The sequence below is a fragment of the Bradyrhizobium sp. 956_D2_N1_4 genome (assembly GCF_052076025.1).
In the GTDB taxonomy this organism is placed as follows: Bacteria; Pseudomonadota; Alphaproteobacteria; order Rhizobiales; family Xanthobacteraceae; genus Bradyrhizobium; species Bradyrhizobium barranii.
In genome coordinates, this window is sequence record NZ_CP197237.1 from 1,654,938 (window position 1) to 1,677,248 (window position 22,311).

Annotated in this window: 20 protein-coding genes; 17 read left to right on the top strand and 3 right to left on the bottom strand. The window is 65.1% G+C overall.

All coding sequences use genetic code 11. The features are described 5' to 3' along the window. From AB7535_RS07460 to AB7535_RS07475, 4 genes are all read left to right on the top strand, one after another. A complete protein-coding gene (locus tag AB7535_RS07460) occupies positions 1-1,296 on the top strand; it encodes a class-III pyridoxal-phosphate-dependent aminotransferase (RefSeq protein WP_085403212.1) in 1,296 nt (431 codons plus the stop codon). Next, on the top strand, positions 1,293-2,975 hold the full coding sequence (locus tag AB7535_RS07465) for a long-chain-fatty-acid--CoA ligase (RefSeq protein WP_354075049.1): 1,683 nt from the start codon (positions 1,293-1,295) through the stop codon (positions 2,973-2,975). The genes AB7535_RS07460 and AB7535_RS07465 overlap by 4 nt, the downstream gene beginning before the upstream one ends. A 106-nt stretch (positions 2,976-3,081) precedes the next feature. Then, entirely contained in the window at positions 3,082-4,014 is a 933-nt protein-coding gene (locus tag AB7535_RS07470) for an N-carbamoyl-D-amino-acid hydrolase (protein WP_028148445.1), read from the top strand. Between the two features lie 5 nt (positions 4,015-4,019). Continuing rightward, on the top strand, positions 4,020-4,688 hold the full coding sequence (locus AB7535_RS07475; protein ID WP_201266220.1) for a flavin reductase family protein: 669 nt from the start codon (positions 4,020-4,022) through the stop codon (positions 4,686-4,688). On the opposite strand, the gene AB7535_RS07480 is transcribed toward AB7535_RS07475, so the two are convergent. Then, positions 4,685-5,347 (bottom strand): aspartate/glutamate racemase family protein, encoded by a 663-nt coding sequence (locus tag AB7535_RS07480; RefSeq protein WP_085403148.1) that lies wholly within the window; start codon positions 5,345-5,347, stop codon positions 4,685-4,687. The two genes, AB7535_RS07475 and AB7535_RS07480, sit on opposite strands and share 4 nt — an antisense overlap. A gap of 56 nt (positions 5,348-5,403) precedes the next feature. On the opposite strand from AB7535_RS07480, the gene hydA reads away from it, so the two are divergent. The 13 genes from hydA (at position 5,404) to AB7535_RS07545 (ending at position 20,955) form a co-directional block, all read left to right on the top strand. After that, positions 5,404-6,873, top strand: a complete 1,470-nt coding sequence (gene hydA, locus AB7535_RS07485) for a dihydropyrimidinase (RefSeq protein ID WP_085403213.1) — start codon at positions 5,404-5,406, stop codon at positions 6,871-6,873. A gap of 16 nt (positions 6,874-6,889) precedes the next feature. Next, entirely contained in the window at positions 6,890-7,864 is a 975-nt protein-coding gene (locus AB7535_RS07490) for an NAD-dependent epimerase/dehydratase family protein (RefSeq protein WP_085403149.1), read from the top strand. 1 nt (position 7,865) lies between these two features. Continuing rightward, the gene (locus AB7535_RS07495; RefSeq protein ID WP_085403150.1) at positions 7,866-8,615 is read left to right on the top strand and encodes an SDR family oxidoreductase; all 750 of its coding nucleotides are present in this window, start codon (positions 7,866-7,868) and stop codon (positions 8,613-8,615) included. Next, entirely contained in the window at positions 8,612-10,048 is a 1,437-nt protein-coding gene (locus tag AB7535_RS07500) for an NAD(P)-binding domain-containing protein (protein ID WP_085403151.1), read from the top strand. The genes AB7535_RS07495 and AB7535_RS07500 overlap by 4 nt, the downstream gene beginning before the upstream one ends. Before the next feature lie 107 nt (positions 10,049-10,155). Continuing rightward, entirely contained in the window at positions 10,156-11,775 is a 1,620-nt protein-coding gene (locus AB7535_RS07505) for an ABC transporter substrate-binding protein (RefSeq protein ID WP_085403152.1), read from the top strand. 28 nt (positions 11,776-11,803) lie between these two features. Next, the gene (locus tag AB7535_RS07510; protein ID WP_085403153.1) at positions 11,804-12,838 is read left to right on the top strand and encodes an ABC transporter permease; all 1,035 of its coding nucleotides are present in this window, start codon (positions 11,804-11,806) and stop codon (positions 12,836-12,838) included. Further along, positions 12,835-13,683, top strand: a complete 849-nt coding sequence (locus AB7535_RS07515; protein ID WP_008131147.1) for an ABC transporter permease — start codon at positions 12,835-12,837, stop codon at positions 13,681-13,683. The genes AB7535_RS07510 and AB7535_RS07515 overlap by 4 nt, the downstream gene beginning before the upstream one ends. Further along, on the top strand, positions 13,680-15,350 hold the full coding sequence (nikE, locus tag AB7535_RS07520) for a nickel ABC transporter ATP-binding protein NikE (RefSeq protein WP_085403154.1): 1,671 nt from the start codon (positions 13,680-13,682) through the stop codon (positions 15,348-15,350). Before AB7535_RS07515 ends, nikE begins: the two co-directional genes overlap by 4 nt. 141 nt (positions 15,351-15,491) lie before the next feature. Then, the gene (locus AB7535_RS07525; RefSeq protein ID WP_354075041.1) at positions 15,492-17,093 is read left to right on the top strand and encodes an ABC transporter substrate-binding protein; all 1,602 of its coding nucleotides are present in this window, start codon (positions 15,492-15,494) and stop codon (positions 17,091-17,093) included. Between the two features lie 17 nt (positions 17,094-17,110). Continuing rightward, a complete protein-coding gene (locus AB7535_RS07530) occupies positions 17,111-18,052 on the top strand; it encodes an ABC transporter permease (RefSeq protein WP_063984403.1) in 942 nt (313 codons plus the stop codon). Beyond that, positions 18,049-18,972, top strand: coding sequence for an ABC transporter permease (locus tag AB7535_RS07535; RefSeq protein WP_085403156.1), 924 nt, complete (start codon positions 18,049-18,051; stop codon positions 18,970-18,972). The genes AB7535_RS07530 and AB7535_RS07535 overlap by 4 nt, the downstream gene beginning before the upstream one ends. Before the next feature lie 19 nt (positions 18,973-18,991). After that, positions 18,992-19,981: an ABC transporter ATP-binding protein gene (locus AB7535_RS07540; protein ID WP_085403157.1), complete on the top strand. Its 990-nt coding sequence runs from the start codon at positions 18,992-18,994 to the stop codon at positions 19,979-19,981. Continuing rightward, complete coding sequence (locus tag AB7535_RS07545) at positions 19,978-20,955, top strand: ABC transporter ATP-binding protein (RefSeq protein ID WP_014496506.1); 978 nt, start codon at positions 19,978-19,980, stop codon at positions 20,953-20,955. Before AB7535_RS07540 ends, AB7535_RS07545 begins: the two co-directional genes overlap by 4 nt. Before the next feature lie 5 nt (positions 20,956-20,960). Here AB7535_RS07545 and AB7535_RS07550 read toward each other — a convergent pair whose 3' ends face one another. Continuing rightward, a complete protein-coding gene (locus AB7535_RS07550; RefSeq protein ID WP_085403158.1) occupies positions 20,961-21,248 on the bottom strand; it encodes a YciI family protein in 288 nt (95 codons plus the stop codon). 88 nt (positions 21,249-21,336) lie between these two features. After that, on the bottom strand, positions 21,337-22,311 hold the full coding sequence (locus AB7535_RS07555) for a sugar ABC transporter substrate-binding protein (protein WP_071915426.1): 975 nt from the start codon (positions 22,309-22,311) through the stop codon (positions 21,337-21,339).

Consider the following 22,311-nt stretch of genomic DNA (forward strand, 5'->3'; position numbering starts at 1 on the left):
ATGAGCAGATTGTTGCGAACCGGGCTGAACGCGGGCGACAGCGCGCCCATGGCCGTCGTCGGCGGCGAGGGCGTCTACTTTCACCTGTCCGATGGCCGCAAGCTGATTGACGGCAGCAACACCGGCGGCGGCCTCGGCCATCGTCACCCCGCGATGGTGGAGGCGATCCGCCGCGCGGCCGATACGCCCGTCGTGAACGAAGGCTGGACCTGGGTCGGCCGCGAACAGGCCGCCGACGACCTGATGATCACCGCATTCAAAGGCGAAGACGACTGGGTCGGCGCGGTGCGCTTCTGCATCAGCGGCAGTGAGGCCAACGACATGGCGCTGTCGCTCTGCCAGGCGCTGACGCAGCGGTCTGCGCTGGCGACGCGCGAGCGCGCCTATCACGGCATCACCGGCCTGTCGCGCAGCATGACGGTGCAGCCGCAATGGCACGGCGGCCTCGCGGTGCACGCGGGCGGCTCGAAGCTACCGGCGCCGATGGCACCGGTGCGGATTCTCCCGGCGCCGGATGGCGCGATCTATGGCGCGCCGGCCAACAACACGCCGCCCAGCGAATATCTGACGGATGCCACGCGGCTGCTGTCGGACACCGCGGCGACGATCATCGACTACACCCAGGGCGGCATCTACTACGACGGCGCCTATCAGGACGAGGTGGCGCGCCACGCCCGGCAAGCGGGATCGTACTGGATCGCGGATGAGGTCGTCACCGGCGCGGGCCGCGCAGGCCGCTGGTTCGCGTTCCAGGGCGCTGAAAGCCGCCCCGATATCGTGACGCTCGGAAAATCGCTCGGCGGCGGAGCGGCTGCGGTCGCGGCGGTCGTGGTGTCGAAAGACATCATCGAGCGGCTCAAGGGCACGAGCTGGCAGAATTACGGCACGCTGCGCGGCCATCCCATCAGCATGGCCGCCGTCAGCGCATACCTGAAGGTCGTCAGCGAAGAGAAAATCCTCGAGCGCGTGGCGAGCCTGGAAAAGTTGTTCACTCGCCGGCTGCTCGCGATCGCGCAAAAACATCCGAGTGTGCAGCGCGTGGCGGGGCAGGGGCTGCACTGGACGGTGGAGCTGCACGGTCCGGATTGGCGCTCCTGGCATGCCGACACCACGGAGGTCCCGATCGCCTCGCGCGTGGCGGAGCGCGCACTGGAGGCGGGCGCCGTGATTGGAACCAGCGGTGAGCAGACTTCGCTGTTCCTGGCGCCGCCGCTGGTGATCTCGGAGCAGGAAGCCGAGCGGCTGCTGGATGCGCTCGACCACGGCCTCGACATCGCAGACGAGGAGCACGGGTGAGCGCAGACCCCGCAGCGTCCTACCGCTCGCCGGCCTGGCCGGCGGACGAGCCCTGGCATCTCGCGATGCCGGAGGGGACGCTGTACGACGCGCTGGCACGCGCGGCGAAGGATCGGCCGTCGCACCCGGCGACGGTGTTTTATGGTGCGAGCCTGAGCTATGCCGAGCTACGCGCACGGGTCGATGCCTTGGCCGGCTTCCTGCAGAACGCTTGCGGCGTGAAGCGCGGCGATCGCGTCATGATCGCGCTGCAAAACTCGCCGCAATATGTCATCGCCTACTACGCGGTGATGCGGGCGGACGCCGTGATCGTGCCGGTCAATCCGATGAACAAGACGGCTGAGATCGCGTATCTTGCCGAAGACAGCGGCGCCAGGGTCGCGATCATTGGAAGCGAACTGAGCGAAATATTCGTGCCGCTGGTGGGCGAAGCCATCTCCCATACGATCGTCGCACAATATCGCGACGAAGTGCCGGCCGCCACGCCCTATACGCTGCCTTCATGCATCACCGAGGCGCCGTCGAAGATACCGCCGTCGCCAGGCTGGCATTCCTGGTCATCTGCGATCGCGCAAGGTTTGCAGCCAGGCGCAATGAGCGCGGGGCCGGACGATCTCATGATCCTGCCCTATACGTCGGGGACAACAGGCAAGCCCAAGGCCTGCATGCATACCCATCGCAGCGCGCTGTTCACCGCAGTCCTGCAGGCACGCTGGTATGGACTCGACGGCAGCGACGTGATGACCGGCTTCATGCCGCTGTTCCATGTCGCGGGCATGCAGGGCTCGATGAACGCCGCGGTGGTAACAGGCGCCACGCTGCTGTTGATGGCGCGCTGGGACAAGGATCTGCTGCCGGATCTGTTCGAGACCTACGGCGTCACGTTCTGGAACGCCGCGCCGACCATGATCGTCGACGTGCTCGCAAGCGTCCGGTTCCGCGATCGGTGCTTTGCGAAACTCAAGGTGCTGACCGGAGGTGGTGCGGCAATGCCGACCGCGGTAGCCGAACGGCTCAAAGGCCGCTTCGGCCTCGATTTCGTCGAGGGCTACGGCATGACCGAGACGATGTCGCCGACCCATCTCAATCCGATGGCGGCCCCGAAGCGGCAGTGTCTCGGCATTGCCGTGCAGGAGACCGATGCGAGGATCGTCGATCCCGAGACCTTGATCGAGCTCGACGACAATGTCGTCGGCGAGATCGTCGTGCACGGGCCGCAGGTGCTGCAAGGCTACTGGAACAGGCCGCAGGCCGACGCTGAGTCCTTCATCGAGCGCTCGGGAAAGCGGTTCCTGCGCACCGGCGATCTCGGCTATCGCGATGCCCAAGGCTATTTCTTCGCGGTGGATCGCCTCAAACGGATGATCAATGTCAGCGGCTTCAAGGTGTGGCCGGCCGAAGTGGAAGCCGCGATGTACCAGAACCGCGCCATCCGGGAATGCTGCATCGTCTCGACCCCCGACGACTACCGCGGTGAGACCGTCAAGGCGCTGGTGGTGCTCGATGAAGCCGCGCGCGCGACGATTTCGGCGGACGACATCGTCGGTTGGGCTCGCGGCGCGATGGCCAGCTACAAGGCGCCGCGCGCCGTCGTCTTCGTCGATGAGCTGCCGCGCACCGCCAGCAACAAGATCAACTGGCGGCTTTTGCAGGATGCCGAATGGGGGCGGACGGCATGAAAGCTGCTTGGCTGGAAAAACGGCGCAGGACCGCGTTATGCTGCGCGCGCCGGCACGCCCCTCAAGCTGCGATCCCCAGCCTCACCAAGAAATCAGGAACTCGCTGATGCGTATCGTCACTGTTGCCGCCGCCCAGATGGGCCCGATCCAGAAGGCCGACAGCCGCGAGGCCGTGGTCAGGCGCATGATCGCGCTGATGGACGAGGCGAAAGCCAAAGGCGCCGACCTGATCGTCTACCCGGAACTGGCACTGACGACGTTCTTCCCGCGCTGGTATTCGGAGGACCGGGCGGAGGCCGACATCTGGTTCGAGCGCGAGATGCCGAACGCAGCGACCAAGCCGTTGTTCGAGCGTGCGGCGCAGCATCAGATGGCGATGAATTTCGGCTATGCCGAGCTGACGCCGGACGGCCACCATTTCAACACCGCGATCCTGACCGACAAGTCCGGCAAGATCGTCGGCAAATATCGCAAGGTCCATCTGCCAGGGCATGTGGACTACGACACCAAGCGGTCGCACCAGCATCTGGAGAAGCGTTATTTCGAGCCGGGCGATCTCGGCTTCAATGTCTGGCGCGAGCTGGGCGGCATCATCGGCATGGCCATCTGCAACGACCGGCGCTGGCCCGAGACCTATCGCGTCATGGGCTTGCAGGGCGTGGAGATGGTGCTGATCGGCTACAACACGCCGTCGGTGAATGCGGAGAAGAGCGAGGAGGGCGTCGAGAAGCGGCTGTTCCACAACCGTCTCTCGGTGCAGGCCGGCGCCTATCAGAACGCGACCTGGGTGGTCGCGGTGGCCAAGGCGGGTGTCGAGGACGGCCATCCGCTGTTCGGCGGCAGCCTGATCGTCGATCCCGATGGCGAGATCGTCGCCGAGGCCAAGACGGAGGGCGACGAAGTCCTGGTTCACGCCTGCGATCTCGACGCCACGACGTTCGGCAAGACCACGATCTTCAATTTTGCCCAGCATCGCCGCATCGAGCATTACGGCCTGATCACCAGCCAGACCGGCGCGGTGCCGCCGCCGGAGAAGTGACGCCGATGGCGGACAAGGGCACATCCGGCATTTCCTTGCGCGAGCTCGATCCGCGCGACCGCTACAAGCTGCTCTGCGGCGTGGTCGTGCCGCGGCCGATCGCGCTGGTGACGACGCTGGACGCGAACGGAGCGGTGAATGCCGCGCCCTTCAGCTTCTTCAATGTCTTCTCCGAAAGCCCTGCACTGATCGTGCTCGGGCTCCAGCACAAGCCGGATCACGGCCCGAAGGACACCACCCGCAACATCCATCGCGACGGCGAGTTCGTGGTTCACATGGTGGATGAGGCGCTGTCTGCCGCGATGAATGATTGCGCGGTCGATTTTCCCTCTGGTGACAGCGAGGTCGCGGCGACCGGGCTTGCGACGTTTCCCTCAGTTGACGTGAAGGTGCCGCGCCTTGCGGCTGCACCATTTGCTCTCGAATGCCGCCGTCACGTCGTACTGAATTTCTCGCCCGATCGCGAACTGCTGGTCGGCGAGGTGCTCCGGGTTCATGCCCGGGAGGGCCTCGTCGACGAGACCAACATGTATGTCGATCTCGACGCCTACCGGCCGATCGGGCGCATGTTCGGCAATCTCTACACGACGCAGCGGGATACGTTTGCGCTTGTGCGCGAGAGCCACGCGCAATGGCTCGCGCGGCAGGACGCCAACGAGCTGAAGGACGCCTAGTGAGCCGAGAACTGCACCGTACCCAGTGCCATGGTGACGGCCGCCTGTGTCGGGTCGATCACGGGAATTCCAAGCGCTTCTTCCAGCGGACGGCGATGGCGCGCCATGCCGGCGCAGCCCATCACGATGGCGTGGGCGCCGTCCTCGTCGCGCAGCACGCGGCCGACCTCGATCATCTTCGCCAGCGTGCCTTCGCCCGAGGCGGTTTCGGCGACGCTCATGTTGAGCGGCCGTTCGCCTGCAAGGCGCTCGGTCAGTCCCATCTGCCTGAGATAGCGCATGTGACGCGGGATCGAGCGCTGGGCAATCGCGATGACGCCGAAGGTTTCGGCACGCGCCAGCGCCGTCAGCACGCCACACTCGGCGATGCCGAACACGGGCCGGTCGGTGCCTTCGCGGCAGACCTGAAGCCCGGGATCGCTGTAGCAGGCGATGACGAACGCGGCCGAGCTGTTGTCGCCTTCGACCAGTTTTCGCAGCTGCATCGCGACGCCGTCGACGTCGGCCTGGCTTTCAATGCCGAACGGACCTTCGGCCAGCGACTGGCAGACCAGTTCCGGCCCGCCCTCGAAGCCGAGCGGCTTCAACGCATCCTCCAGCCCTTGCGTGACCGCAGGGTTGGAGTTCGGATTGATGACGAGAATGCGCGGCCGGGGCATGTTGGTCTTCCCTTGAAATGGCGATCACGTAGCTCAGGCATATCATGGAGTGCCTCATGACTGAACCCACCTACGACCTGATCATCCGCGGCGGCCGCGTTGCCACCACGACCGACGTGTTCGAGGCCGATGTCGCCATTTCCGGCGAGACGATCGTTGCCGTCGGCCGCGGGCTGCCTGCGGCGAAGCGCGAGATCGACGCGCGCGGCAAGCTGGTGCTGCCCGGCGGCGTCGACAGCCACGCCCATATCGAGCAGTTGTCCGCGGCCGGCATCATGAATGCCGACACCTTCGAGAGCGCGACCGTCTCTGCCGCTTTCGGCGGCACCACCACGGTGATCCCGTTCGCTGCCCAGCATGTCGGCATGAAGCTGCCGCAGGTGGTGGAGGATTATCACGCGCTGGCCAAGAAGGGCGCCGTGATCGACTACGCCTTCCACATGATCATTGCGGATGCGACCAAGGAGACGGTCGAGGAGCACATTCCGGCGCTGGTGAAGCAGGGCCATGGCTCGATCAAGATCTTCATGACCTATGACCGGCTCAAGGTCGACGATGAGCCGCTGCTCGACATTCTCTTGGCCGCACGCCAGTCCGGCGCGATGTTGTGCGCCCATGCCGAAAATCACGGCATCATCGCCTGGATGGTGAAGCGCCTGCTTGCGCGCGGCTACACCATGCCGAAATACCACGCCGTCAGCCATGCCCGCGTGTCGGAGGCGGAAGCCTTTACCCGGCTGATCGGCATGGCGGCGCTGATCGACCAGCCCATCATGATCTTCCATGTGTCCACGGCCGAAGGCGCCAAGGTCATCCGCGATTCGCGCGGGCAGGGGTTGAAGGTCTTCGCCGAGACCTGTCCGCAATATCTGTTCCTCACCGCAAACGATCTCGACAAGCCGGGTGCCGAGGGCGCCAAGTGGATGTGCAGCCCGCCGCCGCGCACGCATGCGGATCAGGAGGCGCTGTGGCAGGCGCTGTCGCTCGGCGATCTCCAGACCATCTCGTCGGACCATGCGCCGTATCGCTACGACGAGACCGGCAAGCTGCGCGCCGGTCCCAATCCGAACTTCAAGCAGGTGGCCAACGGCCTGCCGGGGCTGGAGCTGCGGCTGCCGCTGCTGTTCGACGCGATGGTGTCGAAGGGCCGGCTCGGGCTGGAAAAGTTCGTCGAATTGACTTCGACCGCGCCGGCAAAAATCTACAATCTGCATCCGCGCAAGGGCTCGATCGCGGTCGGCGCCGATGCCGATATCGCGATCTGGGATCCCAATCGCGAGACTGTGATCGCCGACGAGATGATGCACGACCTCGCCGGCTACACGCCGTTCGCGGGCCGCAAGCTGAAGGGCTGGCCGGTTAGCGTTCTCTCGCGCGGCCGGGTGATCATCGACGGCAACAAGTGCCTCGCGGAGGCCGGCAGCGGCAAATTCCTGGCGCGCGGCGGCGGCGAGGCGGCAAAGCCGACGGGGCGGCTCGTCGCCGACATGGATCCGGAGCGGAATTTTGGGGCAAAGCTGCTGTGACGGCAGATCGCGCGCGATGAAGATCGTCATCTTCGGCGGCACCGGCTTTGTCGGCCTCAATCTTGCCGAGGTACTGCTCGCGCGCGGGCATGACGTCACGCTGTATGACCGCGCGGAGTTGCCGCCATCCGCGCGGCGATCGCTTGCTGACTACGGTGCACGGCTCAAAGCCGTGCAGGGGGATATCACCGACGCAGACGCCATCGACGCCCTCATTGCCGCGGGCTGCGATGCGATCGCGCTGGGCGCGGCGGTGACGGCCGGCGATAAACTCGAGCGAGCGTCGACCTCGCGCGTTCTCGAAATTAACGTGATGGCGCAAATCCCCATCCTGCTCGCGGCGATCCGTCATGGCGTTCGCCGTGTCGTCAATCTGTCGTCGGCATCGGCCTATGGCGCATCCGGTGGGCGGGTGGACATTCTGGACGAGGAGACGCCCTGCGATCCCATCTCGTTCTATGCGATCAGCAAGTTCACCTCGGAGCGCTCTGTCGCTCGCCATGCCGAACTCTTTGGCGGCGATTTCCTGAGCGTGCGTCTGAGCGCCGTGTTCGGTCCATGGGAGCGGCCCGGCTCGGTACGCGACACGCCAAGTCTCCAGTACCAGATCCTGGCTGCGTTTGCGCGCGGCGAGCCGGCGGTCATGCCTGAAGCAGGCATGAGAGACTGGATCTACGCGCCGGATGCGGCCGAAGCCGTCGCACTGCTCATCGAAGCGGAGCGGCCGCGCCATCGGCTCTACAACATCTCCCGCGGTGGGCTATGGCCAGCGCTGCAATGGGGCGAGGCCTTTGCGGCGCTGCATCCCGGCCTGCAATGCCGGCTTGCGGCGCCCGGCGAGCAGACGGCCATCAAGCTGCATGGATCCTATCGCGCGCCGCTGTCGGTGACGCGGATGGCGGATGAGTTCGGCTGGCGCGCGCAGCTCGGCTGCGCTGAATCCGCCGCCGCGATGAGCGCCTGGTTGACCCAGCACAAGGAGTGGATCTGAGATGCGGCTGCAGGGGCGCACGGCCATCATCACAGGAGCAGCTTCGGGCATCGGTCGTGCAAGCGCGAAGCTGTTTGCGGAGGAGGGCGCGCATCTAGCTTTGGTCGATCGCGATGCCGCGGGCCTTCAGGAAACGCTGAGCCTTGTGGGCAACGCCACGACGCATGTCGGGGACGTCGGCGATGCCGGTTTCGCCGAAACAGTTGTAGGCGAGGTGATCGCGCGGCACGGCCGGCTCGATGTCCTCATGACTGCCGCCGGCTTTTCCTGTGGCGGCACGGTGCTGACGACGAGCCCGGAAGACTGGGACGCGGTGTTCCGCGCCAATGTCGGTGGCACTTGGCTGTGGGCGCGGGCTGCAGTGCCGCAGATGCAGCAGCAGAAGAGCGGCTCGATCATCACGCTGGCGTCGCAGCTTGCGATCGCCGGCGGCAAGGGCAACAGTGCCTATATCGCCGCCAAGGGCGCGATCGTCAGCCTGACGCGCACCATGGCGGTCGATTTCGCGACCGACGGCATTCGTGTCAACGCGATTGCGCCCGGCGCAATCGACACGCCGATGCTTCGCCGCAGCTTTGCCCGCCACGCCAATTCGGACGAGGTGCGCGAAGCCTCCCGCAACCGCCACGCCATGAAGCGCTTCGGTCAGGCGGAAGAAATCGCGCAGACCGCGCTGCATCTCGCCAGTGATGCGTCTTCGTTCACGACCGGCACCGTGATGGTGGTCGACGGAGGCTGGCTCGCGGCATGAGCGACGCGCTGGCAAAGCTTAAAGCGACCGTGCGCGCCGATCTCGCGATGATCGCGCATCCCGGCGCCGCCTGGCTCGAGCCGAAGACGGGACCGGACGGCAAGCCCGCGCTCGACGTGCTGATCGTCGGTGCCGGCCAGTCCGGCATCGCCATCGGCTTCGGCCTGATGCGCTCGCGCGTCAGCAGCATCCTGCTGCTGGACAAGGCCGAGGAGGGGAAGGAGGGCCCGTGGCTCACTTACGCCCGCATGCCAACGCTGCGCAGCCCGAAGGACTATACGGGACCTGACCTCGATATCCCCAGCCTGACCTATCAGTCCTGGCACGAAGCCCGCCTCGGCAAGGAGAGCTGGCAGGAGCTGAACCTGATCCTGAGAGAGCATTGGGCCGAATATCTGCTCTGGCTGCGACGCACGATCGGTCTGCCCGTGCGCAACGGCTGCGAGCTTCTGGAGATCGCGCCTGCGTCAGACGGTCTGCTCGCCGCACGCGTGAAACGGGCCGATGCCATCGAGACGCTCTACGCACGCAAGATCGTGCTGGCGACGGGGCAGGAGGGCATGGGCGACTGGATGATTCCCGAGCCCCTGCGCGATCTGCTGGCAGGTTCGGTCGCAACTGTTGCCGACGACATCGACTTCGAAAGCCTGCGCGGCAAGCGCGTCGCGGTGATCGGCGCCGGCGCGTCCGCCTTCGACAATGCGGCGACCGCGCTGGAGGCAGGCGCGGCGGAGGTGCATCTGCTCTGCCGCCGCGCTCAGATCCAGGTGATCCAGCCCTATCGCTGGCTGACCTTTCGCGGCTTCCTGCGCCACCTCAGCGATCTCGACGATGCCTGGCGCTGGCGCTTCATGCGCAAGATCCTCGAGATGCGCGAAGGCTTTCCGCAGCCGACTTATGATCGCTGCGCGCGTCACGCCAATTTCACGCTGCACGAGGGTGCGCCGGTCGAGGGCACCAGGCAGACCGATGGCGGTGTCGAATTGCACACGCCACGCGGCACGATCACGGCGGATTTCGTCATTTGCGGCACCGGCATCGACATGAACTTTGCTGGCCGCGGCGAGCTGCGCCGCTTTGCCGGCAATATCGCGACCTGGGCCGATCGCTATCAGCCGCCTTCGAGCGAGCACAACGCGCGGCTCGGCCGCTTTCCCTATCTCGCCGACGATTACGCCTTCACCGAACGTGTGCCGGGCGAGACGTCGTGGATCTCAGACATCCATCTGTTCGCCATTGCCTCCACCATGAGTTTTGGTCCGTCGGGATCGTCGATCAATGCAATGACGACGGCCATTCCCAAGCTGGTCAATGGCCTGACGCGCGGCTTGTTTCGCGCCGATGTTGAACGCCACTGGGCTTCGCTCAGCGCCTACGACGTGCCGCAGGCCGTGGTTGCGCGGCCCGCGCGAAACATAGGAGAATCGCGATGATCATCCATGCACCGCCGCGACGAAGCGCCTCTGCGGGATTGGCGCGCAACTTGCTTCTTTCTTGACCTGCCTTGCTGGCGTTCTTGCCGAAATTTTGGGGAAAACGAATGCGTTTTGTGTCTTTCAGGCCCGCGGCCTCAGTCCTCGCCACCACTGCGCTGTTGCTCATTGCCACCGCGCCGTCGCAGGCACAGACCAGGGCGGAGACGTTGCGCTACGTCACGGGATCAGCGGTCAACACGCTCGATCCCAACATCCCCGGATCGACGCGCGAATCCTTCGCGCTGAGCATGAGCACCTACGATCGGCTGGTGGCGTTCGGCCGCAAGCAGCTCAACGGCAAATGGGTGTTCGACCTCGACACGATCACCGGCGAGCTCGCTGAATCCTACGACGTCAGCCCCGATGGCCTGAAGCTGACCTTCCGTCTGCGCAAGGACGCCAAGTTCCAGGATGGTTCGCCTGTCACGGCGGAGGACGTGAAATGGTCGCTCGATCGCTGCGTCACCGCGCCGATCCTCGGCAAGGCCCAGCTCCTGACGGGATCATTGACGTCGGCCGACCAGTTCAAGGTGATCGATCCCCTCACCATCGAGGTGACGCTGCCGAAACCCGACAAGCTCGCGCTGCCCAATCTCGCCACCGTCTATCCCCTGGTCATCAACTCGAAGGTGGCAAAAGAGCACGCGACGCCGGATGATCCCTGGGCCACCGCATGGCTGAAGGAGCATACCGCCGGCAGTGGTGCTTATGTGGTCGAGACCTTCAAGCCGGGCGAGCAGGTCATCCTCAAGCGCGACGAGACCTGGAACCGCGGTTCGGCCAACAAGCCCGCATTCTTCAAGCGCGTGATTATTCAGTCCGTGCCGGAGCCGGCGACCCGCGCCAATCTCGTCGAGCGCGGCGATGCCGACCTCGTCGTCGATCTCCAGGCCAGCGACGTGCAGTCGCTCGAAGCCAAGGGCAAGCTCAAGGTGGTCTCGACCCCGCAGTACAATGCGATCACCTATGTCTCGATGAACAACCAGATGCCGCCATTCGACAACGTCAATGTCCGCCGCGCCATCGCTTACGCGCTGCCCTATGACGACATGTTCAAGGCCGCGCTGTTCGGCCGCGGCGCGCCGCTGTTCGGCGCGACCTGGCCGGACGGCAAGCCGCTGAATGGCATCTATCCGTTCCAGCAGCCGGTGAAGCTCGACCTCGACAAGGCAAGGGAATATCTCAAGGCGGCCGGGCTCCCCGAGGGTTTCTCGACCACCTTCAGCTTCAACGTCGGCCAGTCCTCGACCGCGGAGCCGATGGCCGCGCTGGTGAAGGAATCGCTCGGCAAGATCGGGATCAAGGTCGACATCCAGAAGCTGCCGGATGCACAGATGTCGACGCAGATCAACGAGAAGAAGCTTCCCTTCTACACCGAGGGCATCGTAGCCTGGCTGCCGTCGACCGATTACTTCTACCGCAACTTCTACACCGGTAATCAGCGCTGGAATTACAGCTCGATCAACAACCCGGATCTTGCCGCGATCGCGCAGGAGGCGCGTTTCGAGCCGGACAAGGCGAAGTATGAGGAAGCGGGCCGCAAGCTCAACGCGATGCATGTCGATCTGATGCCGCAGATCATGCTGTGGCAGCCGAACCAGGATGCGGTGATGGCGTCGTCGGTCGAAGGCTACACCTACGAGTTCCACCGCCAGGTCGACTATCGCGACGTCAGCCGCAAGTGATGGCGGCAAACAAGAGAGGCTCCGAAAGGTGACGACCGGTCTTGGTGCAACCATGGTGCGGGCGGGCAGGCGGCTTCTGTCGTCGCTGCCGGCGCTGTTCGGTGTGCTGGTGTTCACCTTTCTTCTGATGCGCGTGCTGCCCGGCGACCCCGCGGTGTTCTTCGCCTCGGGGCCTAATGCCGGCAAGGAGGAGATCGAGCAGATCCGCAAGCAGATGGGGCTCGACAGGTCGGTGCCGGAGCAGCTCGTGTTCTATCTCTCTGACATCGGCCACGGCAATCTCGGCCGCTCCATGATGACGGGACAGCCGGTGCTGAAGGACCTGCGCGAACGGCTGCCGGCTTCGCTGGAGCTCACCTTCACGGCGCTCCTGATCGCGCTGATCGCGGCGGTACCGCTCGGCGTGGTCGCAGCCTTGAAGCCCGGCTCGGTGGTCGATCACGGCGTGCGGCTGTTCTGCGCGCTCGGCGTCTGCGTGCCGACTTTCGTCTCGGGCCTGCTGCTGATCTATGTGTTCTACTATCTCCTCGGGCTGGCGCCTGATCCGACCGGGCGGATCGACGTGTTCACTTCGCTGCCGCCGCAACGGACCGGGTTCCTGTCGATCGATTTCCTGCTCGCCGGAGATGTCGAGGGCTGGTGGGCGGCCTGCAAGCAGTTGATTCTGCCGGCGGTGAGCATGGCCCTGTTCGTGATCGCGCCGCTGGCGCGGATCACGCGGGCCTCGATGCTGGTTTCGCTCGGCAGCGATTTCGTGCGCACTGCGCGCTCAGTCGGATTGTCCTGGCACAAGGTGGTCGTCACTTATGCGCTGCGGAACGCGATCCTGCCCGTCATCACCATCGCCGGCATCGTGTTCTCGACCATGCTGGGCGCCAATGTCCTGGTGGAGAAAGTGTTCTCCTGGCCGGGCGTCGCGTCCTATGCGCTCGATGCGCTCTTATCCTCCGACTATGCGCCGGTGCAGGGTTTCGTGCTGCTGATGGCCAGCTTGTTCGTGCTGGTCAATCTCGTGGTCGACATCTGCTACGGCATCGCCGATCCCAGGGTGTCGATCGAATGACCAGCGCAACTCTCCGCCATTCGGTCTGGATCCTGCGCGGCAACCCGCTCACCGCCGTTGCCGCGGCCGGCGTTGCGCTGTTCGTCCTGATTGCGATCTTCGGGCCGTGGATCGTGCCCTATGATCCCGTGGTCTCCAATGTCTCGGAGGCTCTTTTGCCGCCGAGCGCGGCGCATCTCGCCGGCACCGATCAGCTCGGGCGCGACGTCTTCAGCCGCCTCATCATCGCCGCGCGCCTCGATCTTGCCATTGCGGTTTCCGCGGTCGGCATCTCCTTCGTGATCGGCGCCGTCGTCGGCGCGTTCTGCGGCTATGCCGGCGGCAAGCTCGATCGCGGTGTCGGCCGTTTCGTCGATGTGATGATGGCCTTTCCGCTGTTCGTGCTGGCGATGGCGATGGTTGCCGCCCTGGGCAACCGGATCGAGAACATCGTGATCGCGACCGCGATCATCAATCTTCCGTTCTACATCCGCTTCGCGCGCGCCGAGGTCAACGTCCGCCGCAATGTCGGCTGGGTTGAAGCCGCGCGCGCCTGCGGCGAGAGCCATTTCTCGGTGGTGCTGCGCTTCCTGCTGCCGAATATCCTGCCGGCGATGGCGGTGCAGATCTCGCTCAATCTCGGCTGGGCCATTCTCAACGCGGCCGGCCTGTCCTTCATCGGTCTCGGCGTCAAGCCGCCGACGCCGGAATGGGGCATCATGGTCGCGGAAGGGGCGCGCTTCATCTCGACCGGGCGGTGGTGGCTGGTGGCCTTTCCGGGTCTTGCGCTGATGATGGCGGTGCTGTGCTTCAATCTCCTCGGTGACGGGATGCGGGACATTCTCGACCCGCGGATGCGCACATGAGCGAGGAGCTGCTAGGGATCAACGACCTCCACGTCTCGTTCTCGACGCGGCGTGGCATGGTCGAGGCCGTGCGCGGCGTGACGCTCTCGGTCGAGAAGGGCGAGATGCTCGGCCTCGTCGGCGAGAGCGGCTCGGGCAAGTCGGTCACCGGCTTTGCAACGACGCGGCTGCTCGATGCGGCCGGGCGCGTCACCGGCGGCAAGATCCTGTTTCGCGGGCAGGACGTCACAAAACTCAGGGGCGATGACCTCCGTCAGCTCCAGGGCGCCGCGATGTCGATGATCTTCCAGAATCCGCGGGCGGCGCTCAACCCGATCCGCGCGATCGGCCTGCAGATCGCGGATGCGATCCTCACGCATAAGAAGATATCGAAGGACGCCGCGCGCGCCGAGGCGCTCGAGCTGCTGCGCGCGGTTCAGATCCGCGACCCCGAGACACGGATGAACGCCTATCCGCACGAGCTGTCCGGCGGCATGTGCCAGCGTGTCATGATCGCGATCGCGATTTCCTGCAATCCTGCGCTGCTGATCGCCGACGAGCCGACCACCGGGCTCGACGTCACCACCCAGAAGGTGGTGATGGATCTGCTCGCAGACATTGCCGCCGCGCGTGGCATGGCGACGATCCTGATCACGCACGACCTCGGTCTCGCGGCGCGCTATTGCCGCCGCATCGCCGTGATGGAGCGCGGCCGCATCGTCGAGGAAGCGAGCCCTAAGAAGCTCTTCAGCGCACCGCAGCACGCCTATACCCGCCGCCTGGTGGCGGCATCGCCGACCGCGACGTCGCGGATCGAGGACCTCGTGACGGAGGAGGAGCGGGAGCGGCACGCGACGATCGTCAGCAGGCCGAGGCAACAGCTCCCGCACGGGACGCCGCCGCTCCTCGAGGTGCGCAAGCTCGCCAAGCGTTTTGACCAGGGCTCCGCTGCGGTCGCGGATTTCTCGATGACGATGGCCGGCGGCGAGAGCGTCGGGCTCGTTGGCGAGTCCGGCTCCGGCAAGAGCACGACGTCGCGGATGATCTGCCGTCTTATCGATCCGAGCGAAGGCGATATCGTGTTCGACGGGCAGTCGATCGGCCACGTCGCCTCGCGCGACTTTCACCGTTCGCCCTTGCGCAAAGACATCCAGATGGTCTTCCAGGACCCGAACGAGAGCCTCAACCCGCGCTTCACGGCCTTTGACTGCATCGCCCATCCCCTGATGCGGCTCGATGGCATGCGGGCGGGCGATGCGCTGCGCAAGCGGGTGGAAGAGTGTGCGGAGCGGGTGGGCTTGCCGCTCGATCTGCTGCCGCGTTTTCCGCACCAGCTCTCCGGCGGCCAGAAGGCGCGCGTCGGCATTGCCCGCGCCATCGCCTGCCGGCCGCGGCTGCTGGTGCTGGACGAGCCGACCGCTGCGCTCGACGTCTCGGTGCAGGCGGTGGTGCTGCAATTGCTCGACCGCTTGCGCCGCGAGAACGACATCGCGCTGCTGTTCGTCAGCCACGATCTCAATGTCGTGCGCATGCTCTGCGACCGCACCATCGTGCTGCGCAACGGCGGCATCGTGGAGCAGGGGGAGAGCCGGGCGCTGTTCGATAATCCCAAGACCGACTACACGCGCAAGCTGGTCGAGGCGATTCCGCATATCGAGACCGGACCGGTGCTGGCGGCCGCGCTTTGACACCTGAACCGGTCGAAATCCCGATGAGATCCCGCTGGCGAAGGCCCGGTTAGTGGCATACCATTTGCACGCCAATGGGTTCTGGTTTCACCTGCCTTTGGCCAACGATGGCCGGCATCACGGCACTACTGGGAGGATTTCATGGATCGCAGGACCGTTTTGAAGGGACTGGCCGGCGCGGGCGGTCTGGCATTGACCGGCCTCTCGGCCCCGGCGATCGCACAAGGCGCCTCTGCGCGCACCCTGCGCTTCGTGCCGCAAGCCAACCTCGCCAATTTCGATCCCATCTGGGGCACGCAATATGTCGTGCGCAACGCGGCGGCGCTGGTCTGGGACACGCTCTACGGCGTCGATGCCAAGCTCCAGCCGCAGCGTCAGATGGTCGAGTCCGAGGAGACCACCGACGACGGCAAGACCTGGACCTTCAAGCTGCGCCCGGGTCTCAAGTTCCATGACGGCGAGCCGGTGCTGAGCAAGGATGTCGTCGCGAGCCTGTCGCGCTGGGCCGCGCGCGATCCAATGGGTCTGATGATCCTCGCTATCCAGCAGGAATTGACTGCGGTCGACGACCGCACCTTCAAATGGGTCCTGAAGCAGCCTTTCCCGAAAATGCTGTACGCGTTGGCCAAGAACAACGCGCCGTGCTCCTTCATCATGCCCGAGCGCATCTCGAAGACCGATCCGTTCAAGCAGATCACCGAATATGTCGGCTCGGGTCCGATGAAGTTCGCCAAGAGCGAATGGGTGCCCGGCGCCAAGTCGGTGTTCGAGAAGTTCACCGATTACGTGCCGCGACAGGAGAAGGCGTCGTGGCTTGCCGGCGGCAAGAACATCTTGGTCGATCGCGTCGAGTGGCTGGTGATGCCGGATCCGGCCACGGCTGCCGCCGCCTTGCAGAACGGTGAGGTCGACTGGTGGGAGAACCCGATCTCCGATCTCGTGCCCGTGCTGAGGAAGAACAAGAACATCAGCGTCGATATCGGCGATCCCCTCGGCAATATCGGCTCCTTCCGCATGAACCATCTGCACCCACCCTTCAACAATGTGAAGGCGAGGCGCGCGGTACTGATGGCGTTGAGCCAGGAAGACTATATGCGTGCGCTGGTCGGCGACGACGATACGCTGTGGAAGCCGCTGCCCGGCTTTTTCACGCCGGACACGCCGCTCTACACCGAGTTGGGCGGAGAGATTCTCAAGGGCAAGCGCGATCTCGATGCGGCCAAGAAGCTGCTCGCCGAGAGCGGCTATTCCGGCCAGCCGGTCACATGCGTGGTCGCGCAGGACCAGCCGATCACGAAGGCGCAGGGCGACGTCACCGCGGATCTGCTCAAGAAGCTCGGCATGAATGTCGATTTCGTCGCGACCGATTGGGGCACGGTGGGCGCGCGCCGCGCGATGAAGACACCGCCGGGGCAGGGCGGCTGGAATATGTTCCACAGCTGGCACGCCGGCGCCGATTGCATCAATCCGGCCGCCTACACCGCCATCCGCGCCAATGGCGACAAGGCCTGGTTCGGCTGGCCCAACAGCCCGAACACCGAGAAGGAGATCACGGCCTGGTTCGACGCCAAGAATCTCGAGGAGGAGAAGGCCGCGATCGGGCAGGTCAACAAGGCGGCGCTCGAGGATGTCGTCTACGCGCCGACCGGCTTCTTCCTGACCTACACGGCATGGCGCAAGAACGTCTCCGGCATCACCAAGGGGCCGCTACCGTTCTTCTGGGGCGTGTCGAAATCCGCATGATCGTACGCTGAAGCCAGATGCTCTCTTACATCCTCCGTCGCATCGTCTCGACCTTGCCGGTGATGGCGATCGTCGCGCTGTTCGTGTTCAGCCTGCTCTACATCGCGCCGGGTGATCCCGCCGTGGTGATCGCGGGCGATCAGGCGAGCCCGGAGGATGTGGAGCGCATTCGCCAGAGTCTGGGTCTCGACCGTCCTTTCCTGATCCAGTTCGGAAGCTGGGTCTGGCGCATTCTGCACGGCGATCTCGGCACCTCGATCTTCACCAACCTTCCGGTCTCGACGATGATCGGACAGCGTCTCGGGCCGACACTGTCGCTGATGATGGTCACGCTGCTACTCACCATCGTGGTCGCGGTGCCGCTTGGCGTCGTGGCGGCATGGAAGGCGGGGAGCCTGATCGACCGCGTCATCATGGCATTCGCCGTGTTCGGCTTCTCGCTGCCCGTCTTCGTCGTCGGCTATATCCTCGCCTATGTCTTCGCACTCGAGCTCGAATGGCTTCCGGTGCAGGGCTACACGCCGCTCACGGAGGGCTTCTGGCCGTGGCTGCAAAACCTGATCCTGCCGTCGATCGCGCTCGGCTGCGTCTACATCGCGCTGATCGCGCGCATCACGCGTGCCACCATGCTCGAAGTCTTGCAGCAGGACTATATCCGCACCGCGCGAGCCAAGGGCCTCGGGCAGGGCGGCATCCTCTTCGTTCATGCGCTGAAGAATGCCGCGGTCCCGATCGTGACCGTGATCGGGATCGGCATCGCGCTCCTGATCGGCGGGGCGGTCGTCACGGAAAGCGTGTTCGCGATTCCCGGCCTCGGCCGACTCACGATCGACGCGATCCTGCGCCGCGACTATCCCGTCATCCAGGGCATCGTGCTTCTCTTCAGCTTCGTCTACGTCCTCGTCAATCTGATGATCGACGTCATCTATACGCTCGTTGACCCGAGGATCCGCTATTGACCGATACGACCGTCAATCCGCAAGCGCTGCCGGCCGGCTTCGTTCTCGCGCCGCAACTGCCTGAAATCCTTCGGCCGGTCACGATCAGGCACGGTTTCCTGGGATTCTTGCGCGGCCATCCCACCGTCGCGATCGGCGGCGCACTGCTGCTGGCACTCGTCTTCATCGCGATCTTCGCGCCGTACCTCTGGACAGTTGACCCGACTGCGCTCGCGCCCGCCAAGCGCACGCGGGCTCCGTCGGCACTCTACTGGTTCGGCACCGACGTGCTTGGCCGCGACATCTATTCGCGCGTGCTGTTCGGTGCGCGGGTCTCGCTCACGGTCGGCCTGTCAGTCGCGATCTTCGCCTCCGTGGCGGGGCTCGCCATCGGCATGGTCTCCGGTTTCGTCCGCTGGGCCGACGGCATTTTGATGCGCTTCATGGACGGTTTGATGTCGATCCCGCCAATTCTGCTCGCGATCGCGCTGATGGCGCTGACGCGCGGCAGCGTCGGCAACGTCATCCTGGCCATCACCATCGCCGAGATCCCGCGGGTTTCCCGTCTTGTCCGGAGTGTAGTGCTGTCGCTGCGCGAGCAGCCCTATGTGGACGCTGCGGTCGCCTGCGGCACGCGCACGCCGATGATCATCCTGCGCCACATCCTGCCCAACACGCTGGCGCCGATGCTGGTGCAGGCGACCTACATCTGCGCCAGCGCCATGATCACGGAGGCGATCCTGTCCTTTATCGGTGCGGGCACGCCGCCCACCATTCCGTCCTGGGGCAACATCATGGCCGAGGGCCGCGCGCTGTGGCAGGTCAAGCCCTACATCGTGTTCTTCCCGGCGGCGTTCCTCTCCGTCACCGTTCTCGCCGTGAACCTGCTCGGCGACGGCCTTCGCGATGCGCTCGATCCGCGCATGGCCAAGAGCCTCTGATGTCGAGGGGGTGATCGCTATGCCGCTGCTCGAGGTCGAGAACCTTCAGACCCATTTCCGGACGCCCAGCGGCATCAACCGCGCGGTCGATGGCGTGTCCTTCCATGTCAACGAAGGCGAGACGCTCGCCATCGTCGGCGAGTCCGGCTGCGGCAAGTCGGTGACCTCGATGTCGCTGATGCGGCTGATCCCCGAGCCGCCAGGCAGGATCGCCGGCTCGATCCGCTTCGCGGGAAGGGACCTGCTGCAACTGTCCGACCGCGAGATGCGCGCCATCCGCGGCAACGACATCTCGATGATCTTTCAGGAGCCGATGACGAGCCTCAACCCGGTTCTGACGGTCGGCCGCCAGATCCGCGAAACGCTGATGATCCATCAGGGCCTGGACAAGCAGGCGGCCGAGGCGCATGCGATCGAGATGCTGACGCTGGTCGGCATTCCCGAGCCGAAGCGGCGGGTGCGCGAATATCCGCATCAGCTTTCCGGCGGCATGCGCCAGCGCGTGATGATCGCGATCGCGCTGGCCTGCAATCCAAAACTCCTGATCGCGGACGAGCCGACCACGGCGCTCGACGTGACCATCCAGGCGCAGATCCTGAAGCTGATGCTTGATCTCAAGCGCCGGGTCGGTGCGGCGATCATCCTGATCACCCACGATCTCGGCGTCGTCGCCGAGATCGCCGAGCGCGTCATGGTGATGTATGCCGGCCGCAAGGTCGAGGAGGCGCCCGTGGCCGAGCTGTTCCGCTCGCCGCGCCATCCCTACACGCAGGGCCTGCTCGGCGCCGTGCCGCGGCTCGGCTCCTCGCTAACAGGCACCGCGCGGCGTCTGGCCGAAATCCCGGGGCAGGTGCCTGATCTGCGCAAGCCCATCATTGGCTGCGTCTTCGCCGGCCGCTGCGCGCTCGCGACCGATCTCTGCCGCCAATATGCGCCTGGACTTGAAGAGAAGGCGCCTCGCCACGTCGCCGCCTGCCACTATTCCGCCAAGGGGGCCATCGCGGCATGAGTCCTCCGCTGCTCCAGGTCAACGACCTCAAGAAGCATTTTCCGGTCAAAAAGGGCCTGTTCGGCCGCAAGTCCGAATATGTCTATGCCGTCGACGGTGTGTCCTTCGAGATCGCGAAGGGCGAAACGCTGTCGCTGGTCGGCGAGTCCGGTTGCGGCAAGTCGACGGTCGGCCGCGCCATCCTGCGGCTGTTCGACATCACCGCGGGTCAGGTGATCCTCGACGGCCAGCGCATCGACGACGCACATCCGAGCACGATGCGCCAGATGCGCCGCCGCGTGCAGGTGGTGTTCCAGGATCCGTTCTCGAGCCTCAATCCGCGCATGCGGGTGCGCGACATCCTGGCCGAGCCGATCCGCAATTTTGGCCTCGCCAAATCCGCCGCCGATCTCGAAACCCGTGTGACGGCGCTGATGGACACCGTGCGGCTGCCGCGCGAGGCGCTCAACCGCAGGCCGCACGAATTCTCCGGCGGCCAGCGTCAGCGCATCGGTATCGCGCGGGCGCTCGCAGCCGAGCCCGAGCTGATCGTCTGCGACGAGGCGGTCTCGGCGCTCGACGTCTCGGTCAAGGCGCAGATCGTCAATCTCTTGCAGGATCTTCAGCGCGAGTTCGGCCTGGCGCTGCTGTTCATCAGCCATGACCTCGCAATCGTCGAGCACATGACCCATCGTGTCGCGGTGATGTATCTCGGCAAGATCGTCGAGGTGGCGCCGCGCCGCGAGATCTTTGCCGCGCCAAGGCATCCCTATACCAAGGCGCTGCTCTCCGCGGTCCCGCTGCCCGAGCCCGGCGCCCAGCGCAATCCCATCATCCTCAAGGGGGACGTGCCGAGCCCGATCAACCCGCCGAGCGGGTGCCGCTTCCACACCCGTTGCCCATACGTCTTCGATCGCTGCCGCACGGAGGAGCCGACGCTGCGTTCGACCGGACCCGAGCAATGGGTGGCCTGTCACCTCGAAGAGGCGCCGTAGGCCCTTCAGCCCTGGCGGCGCAGGAAGCCTGTGATCGTGACTTTCTCCCAGATGCCGGCTGCGGCGAAGGGATCGGCGCGGTTGAAGGCTTCGACCTCGGCGCGGCCGGGCGCTTCGATTAGGAACAGGCTGCCGATCATGGTCGCGCCGTCGTCGGAGACCAGCGGCCCAGACATCACGATCTTGACGCCGAAGCGCGATGTGTCGCTCAGAAAGGCCTTGTGGGCGTCGTAATTGGCGAGCCGGGTCGGCAGCGCGCCGGCGCGGTCGAGGGCGTGAATGGCGAACAGCATGATGTCTCCGTTGACGTGTCGGTTTTCTTGTGACGATTCTTGGGACGGCCGCGAAGGCGGCCGTCCGTGCTTGTGATGAGCGGTTGGGCTATTTGGCGCCGAGCTTGCCGGCGTCCTCGAAGGTCGGGCAGGTCCGTTGCTCCAGCGGTACGTCGAACGGCTGGTAATTGTCCTTGGTGATGACGGTCGGCTTCAGCACGATCTCGGAAATGACAGGCTGGTTGCGCAAGCTGCGGATCGCCATCATGGTGCCGAGACACCCTTGCGCAAATCCGTTGTAGTCGCCGCTGGCGAGCAGCTTGCCGGACTTGATCGCGTCGATCGCCTCCTTGGTGCCGTTGATGCCGATCACCTGGGCCTTGCGGTTCGCGCCGTCGAGCGCCTCGATCGCGCCGACCGCCATGGCGTCGTTGGCCGCCAGCACGCCGTCGATCTGCGGGTTCGACTGCATCAGGTTCTCCATGACCTGGAGCGCCTGCAGCCGCTGGTAGTTGCCGGGCTGCGAGGCCAGCAGCTTGGCGCCCGAATTCTCCTTCAGCGCGTCGTTGAAGCCGCGGACGCGATCGACATTGGTCAGCGAGCCCTTGACGCCCTCGATGATGACGATGTTGCCCTTGCCGCCCAGCGTCTTGAGCAGGAAGCGCGCGGTTTCGAGTCCGAGGCTGTAATCGTCGGCGCCGACGAAGGAGAGGAACTTGCCGCCGGCGGAGCGGTCGGTGATGTTGACGACGGGGATTTTCGCCTCGTTGATCTTCTCGACGCCCGGCACCATCGCCTTGTAGTCGACCGGCGTGAACACGATCGCGCTCGGCTTCTTCACCACGACGTCCTCGATCTGGCTGAGCTGCTCGGGGATCGAGTCCGGCTTGGTCGGGATGTACTGCAGCGTCTTCGCGTTCAGCGCTTTCGCCATGTTGTCGGCACCGACCCGCACCGTCTGAAAGAACGGATTGGTCTGGTTCTTGGTGAACACGGCGATGGTCTCGCCGTCGGCGCGCGCCTGTGTCGTGAACGCGGCCGCCATCAGCAGCGGCAGCGCCAAATAACCCATTTTCTGTTTCAT

Bases quoted from the DNA above. Each gene is read 5' to 3' on its own strand.
- AB7535_RS07475 (WP_201266220.1), top strand. From the start codon at position 4,020: ATGGCGGACAAGGGCACATCCGGCATTTCCTTGCGCGAGCTCGATCCG.
- AB7535_RS07550 (WP_085403158.1), bottom strand. From the start codon at position 21,248: ATGCTGTTCGCCATTCACGCCCTCGACCGCGCCGGCGCGCTGCCGACC.
- AB7535_RS07530 (WP_063984403.1), top strand. From the start codon at position 17,111: ATGCTCTCTTACATCCTCCGTCGCATCGTCTCGACCTTGCCGGTGATG.
- AB7535_RS07540 (WP_085403157.1), top strand. From the start codon at position 18,992: ATGCCGCTGCTCGAGGTCGAGAACCTTCAGACCCATTTCCGGACGCCC.
- AB7535_RS07545 (WP_014496506.1), top strand. From the start codon at position 19,978: ATGAGTCCTCCGCTGCTCCAGGTCAACGACCTCAAGAAGCATTTTCCG.
- AB7535_RS07525 (WP_354075041.1), top strand. From the start codon at position 15,492: ATGGATCGCAGGACCGTTTTGAAGGGACTGGCCGGCGCGGGCGGTCTG.
- hydA (WP_085403213.1), top strand. From the start codon at position 5,404: ATGACTGAACCCACCTACGACCTGATCATCCGCGGCGGCCGCGTTGCC.
- AB7535_RS07500 (WP_085403151.1), top strand. From the start codon at position 8,612: ATGAGCGACGCGCTGGCAAAGCTTAAAGCGACCGTGCGCGCCGATCTC.
- AB7535_RS07490 (WP_085403149.1), top strand. From the start codon at position 6,890: ATGAAGATCGTCATCTTCGGCGGCACCGGCTTTGTCGGCCTCAATCTT.
- AB7535_RS07480 (WP_085403148.1), bottom strand. From the start codon at position 5,347: ATGCCCCGGCCGCGCATTCTCGTCATCAATCCGAACTCCAACCCTGCG.
- AB7535_RS07555 (WP_071915426.1), bottom strand. From the start codon at position 22,311: ATGAAACAGAAAATGGGTTATTTGGCGCTGCCGCTGCTGATGGCGGCC.
- AB7535_RS07495 (WP_085403150.1), top strand. From the start codon at position 7,866: ATGCGGCTGCAGGGGCGCACGGCCATCATCACAGGAGCAGCTTCGGGC.
- nikE (WP_085403154.1), top strand. From the start codon at position 13,680: ATGAGCGAGGAGCTGCTAGGGATCAACGACCTCCACGTCTCGTTCTCG.
- AB7535_RS07460 (WP_085403212.1), top strand. From the start codon at position 1: ATGAGCAGATTGTTGCGAACCGGGCTGAACGCGGGCGACAGCGCGCCC.
- AB7535_RS07505 (WP_085403152.1), top strand. From the start codon at position 10,156: ATGCGTTTTGTGTCTTTCAGGCCCGCGGCCTCAGTCCTCGCCACCACT.
- AB7535_RS07470 (WP_028148445.1), top strand. From the start codon at position 3,082: ATGCGTATCGTCACTGTTGCCGCCGCCCAGATGGGCCCGATCCAGAAG.
- AB7535_RS07515 (WP_008131147.1), top strand. From the start codon at position 12,835: ATGACCAGCGCAACTCTCCGCCATTCGGTCTGGATCCTGCGCGGCAAC.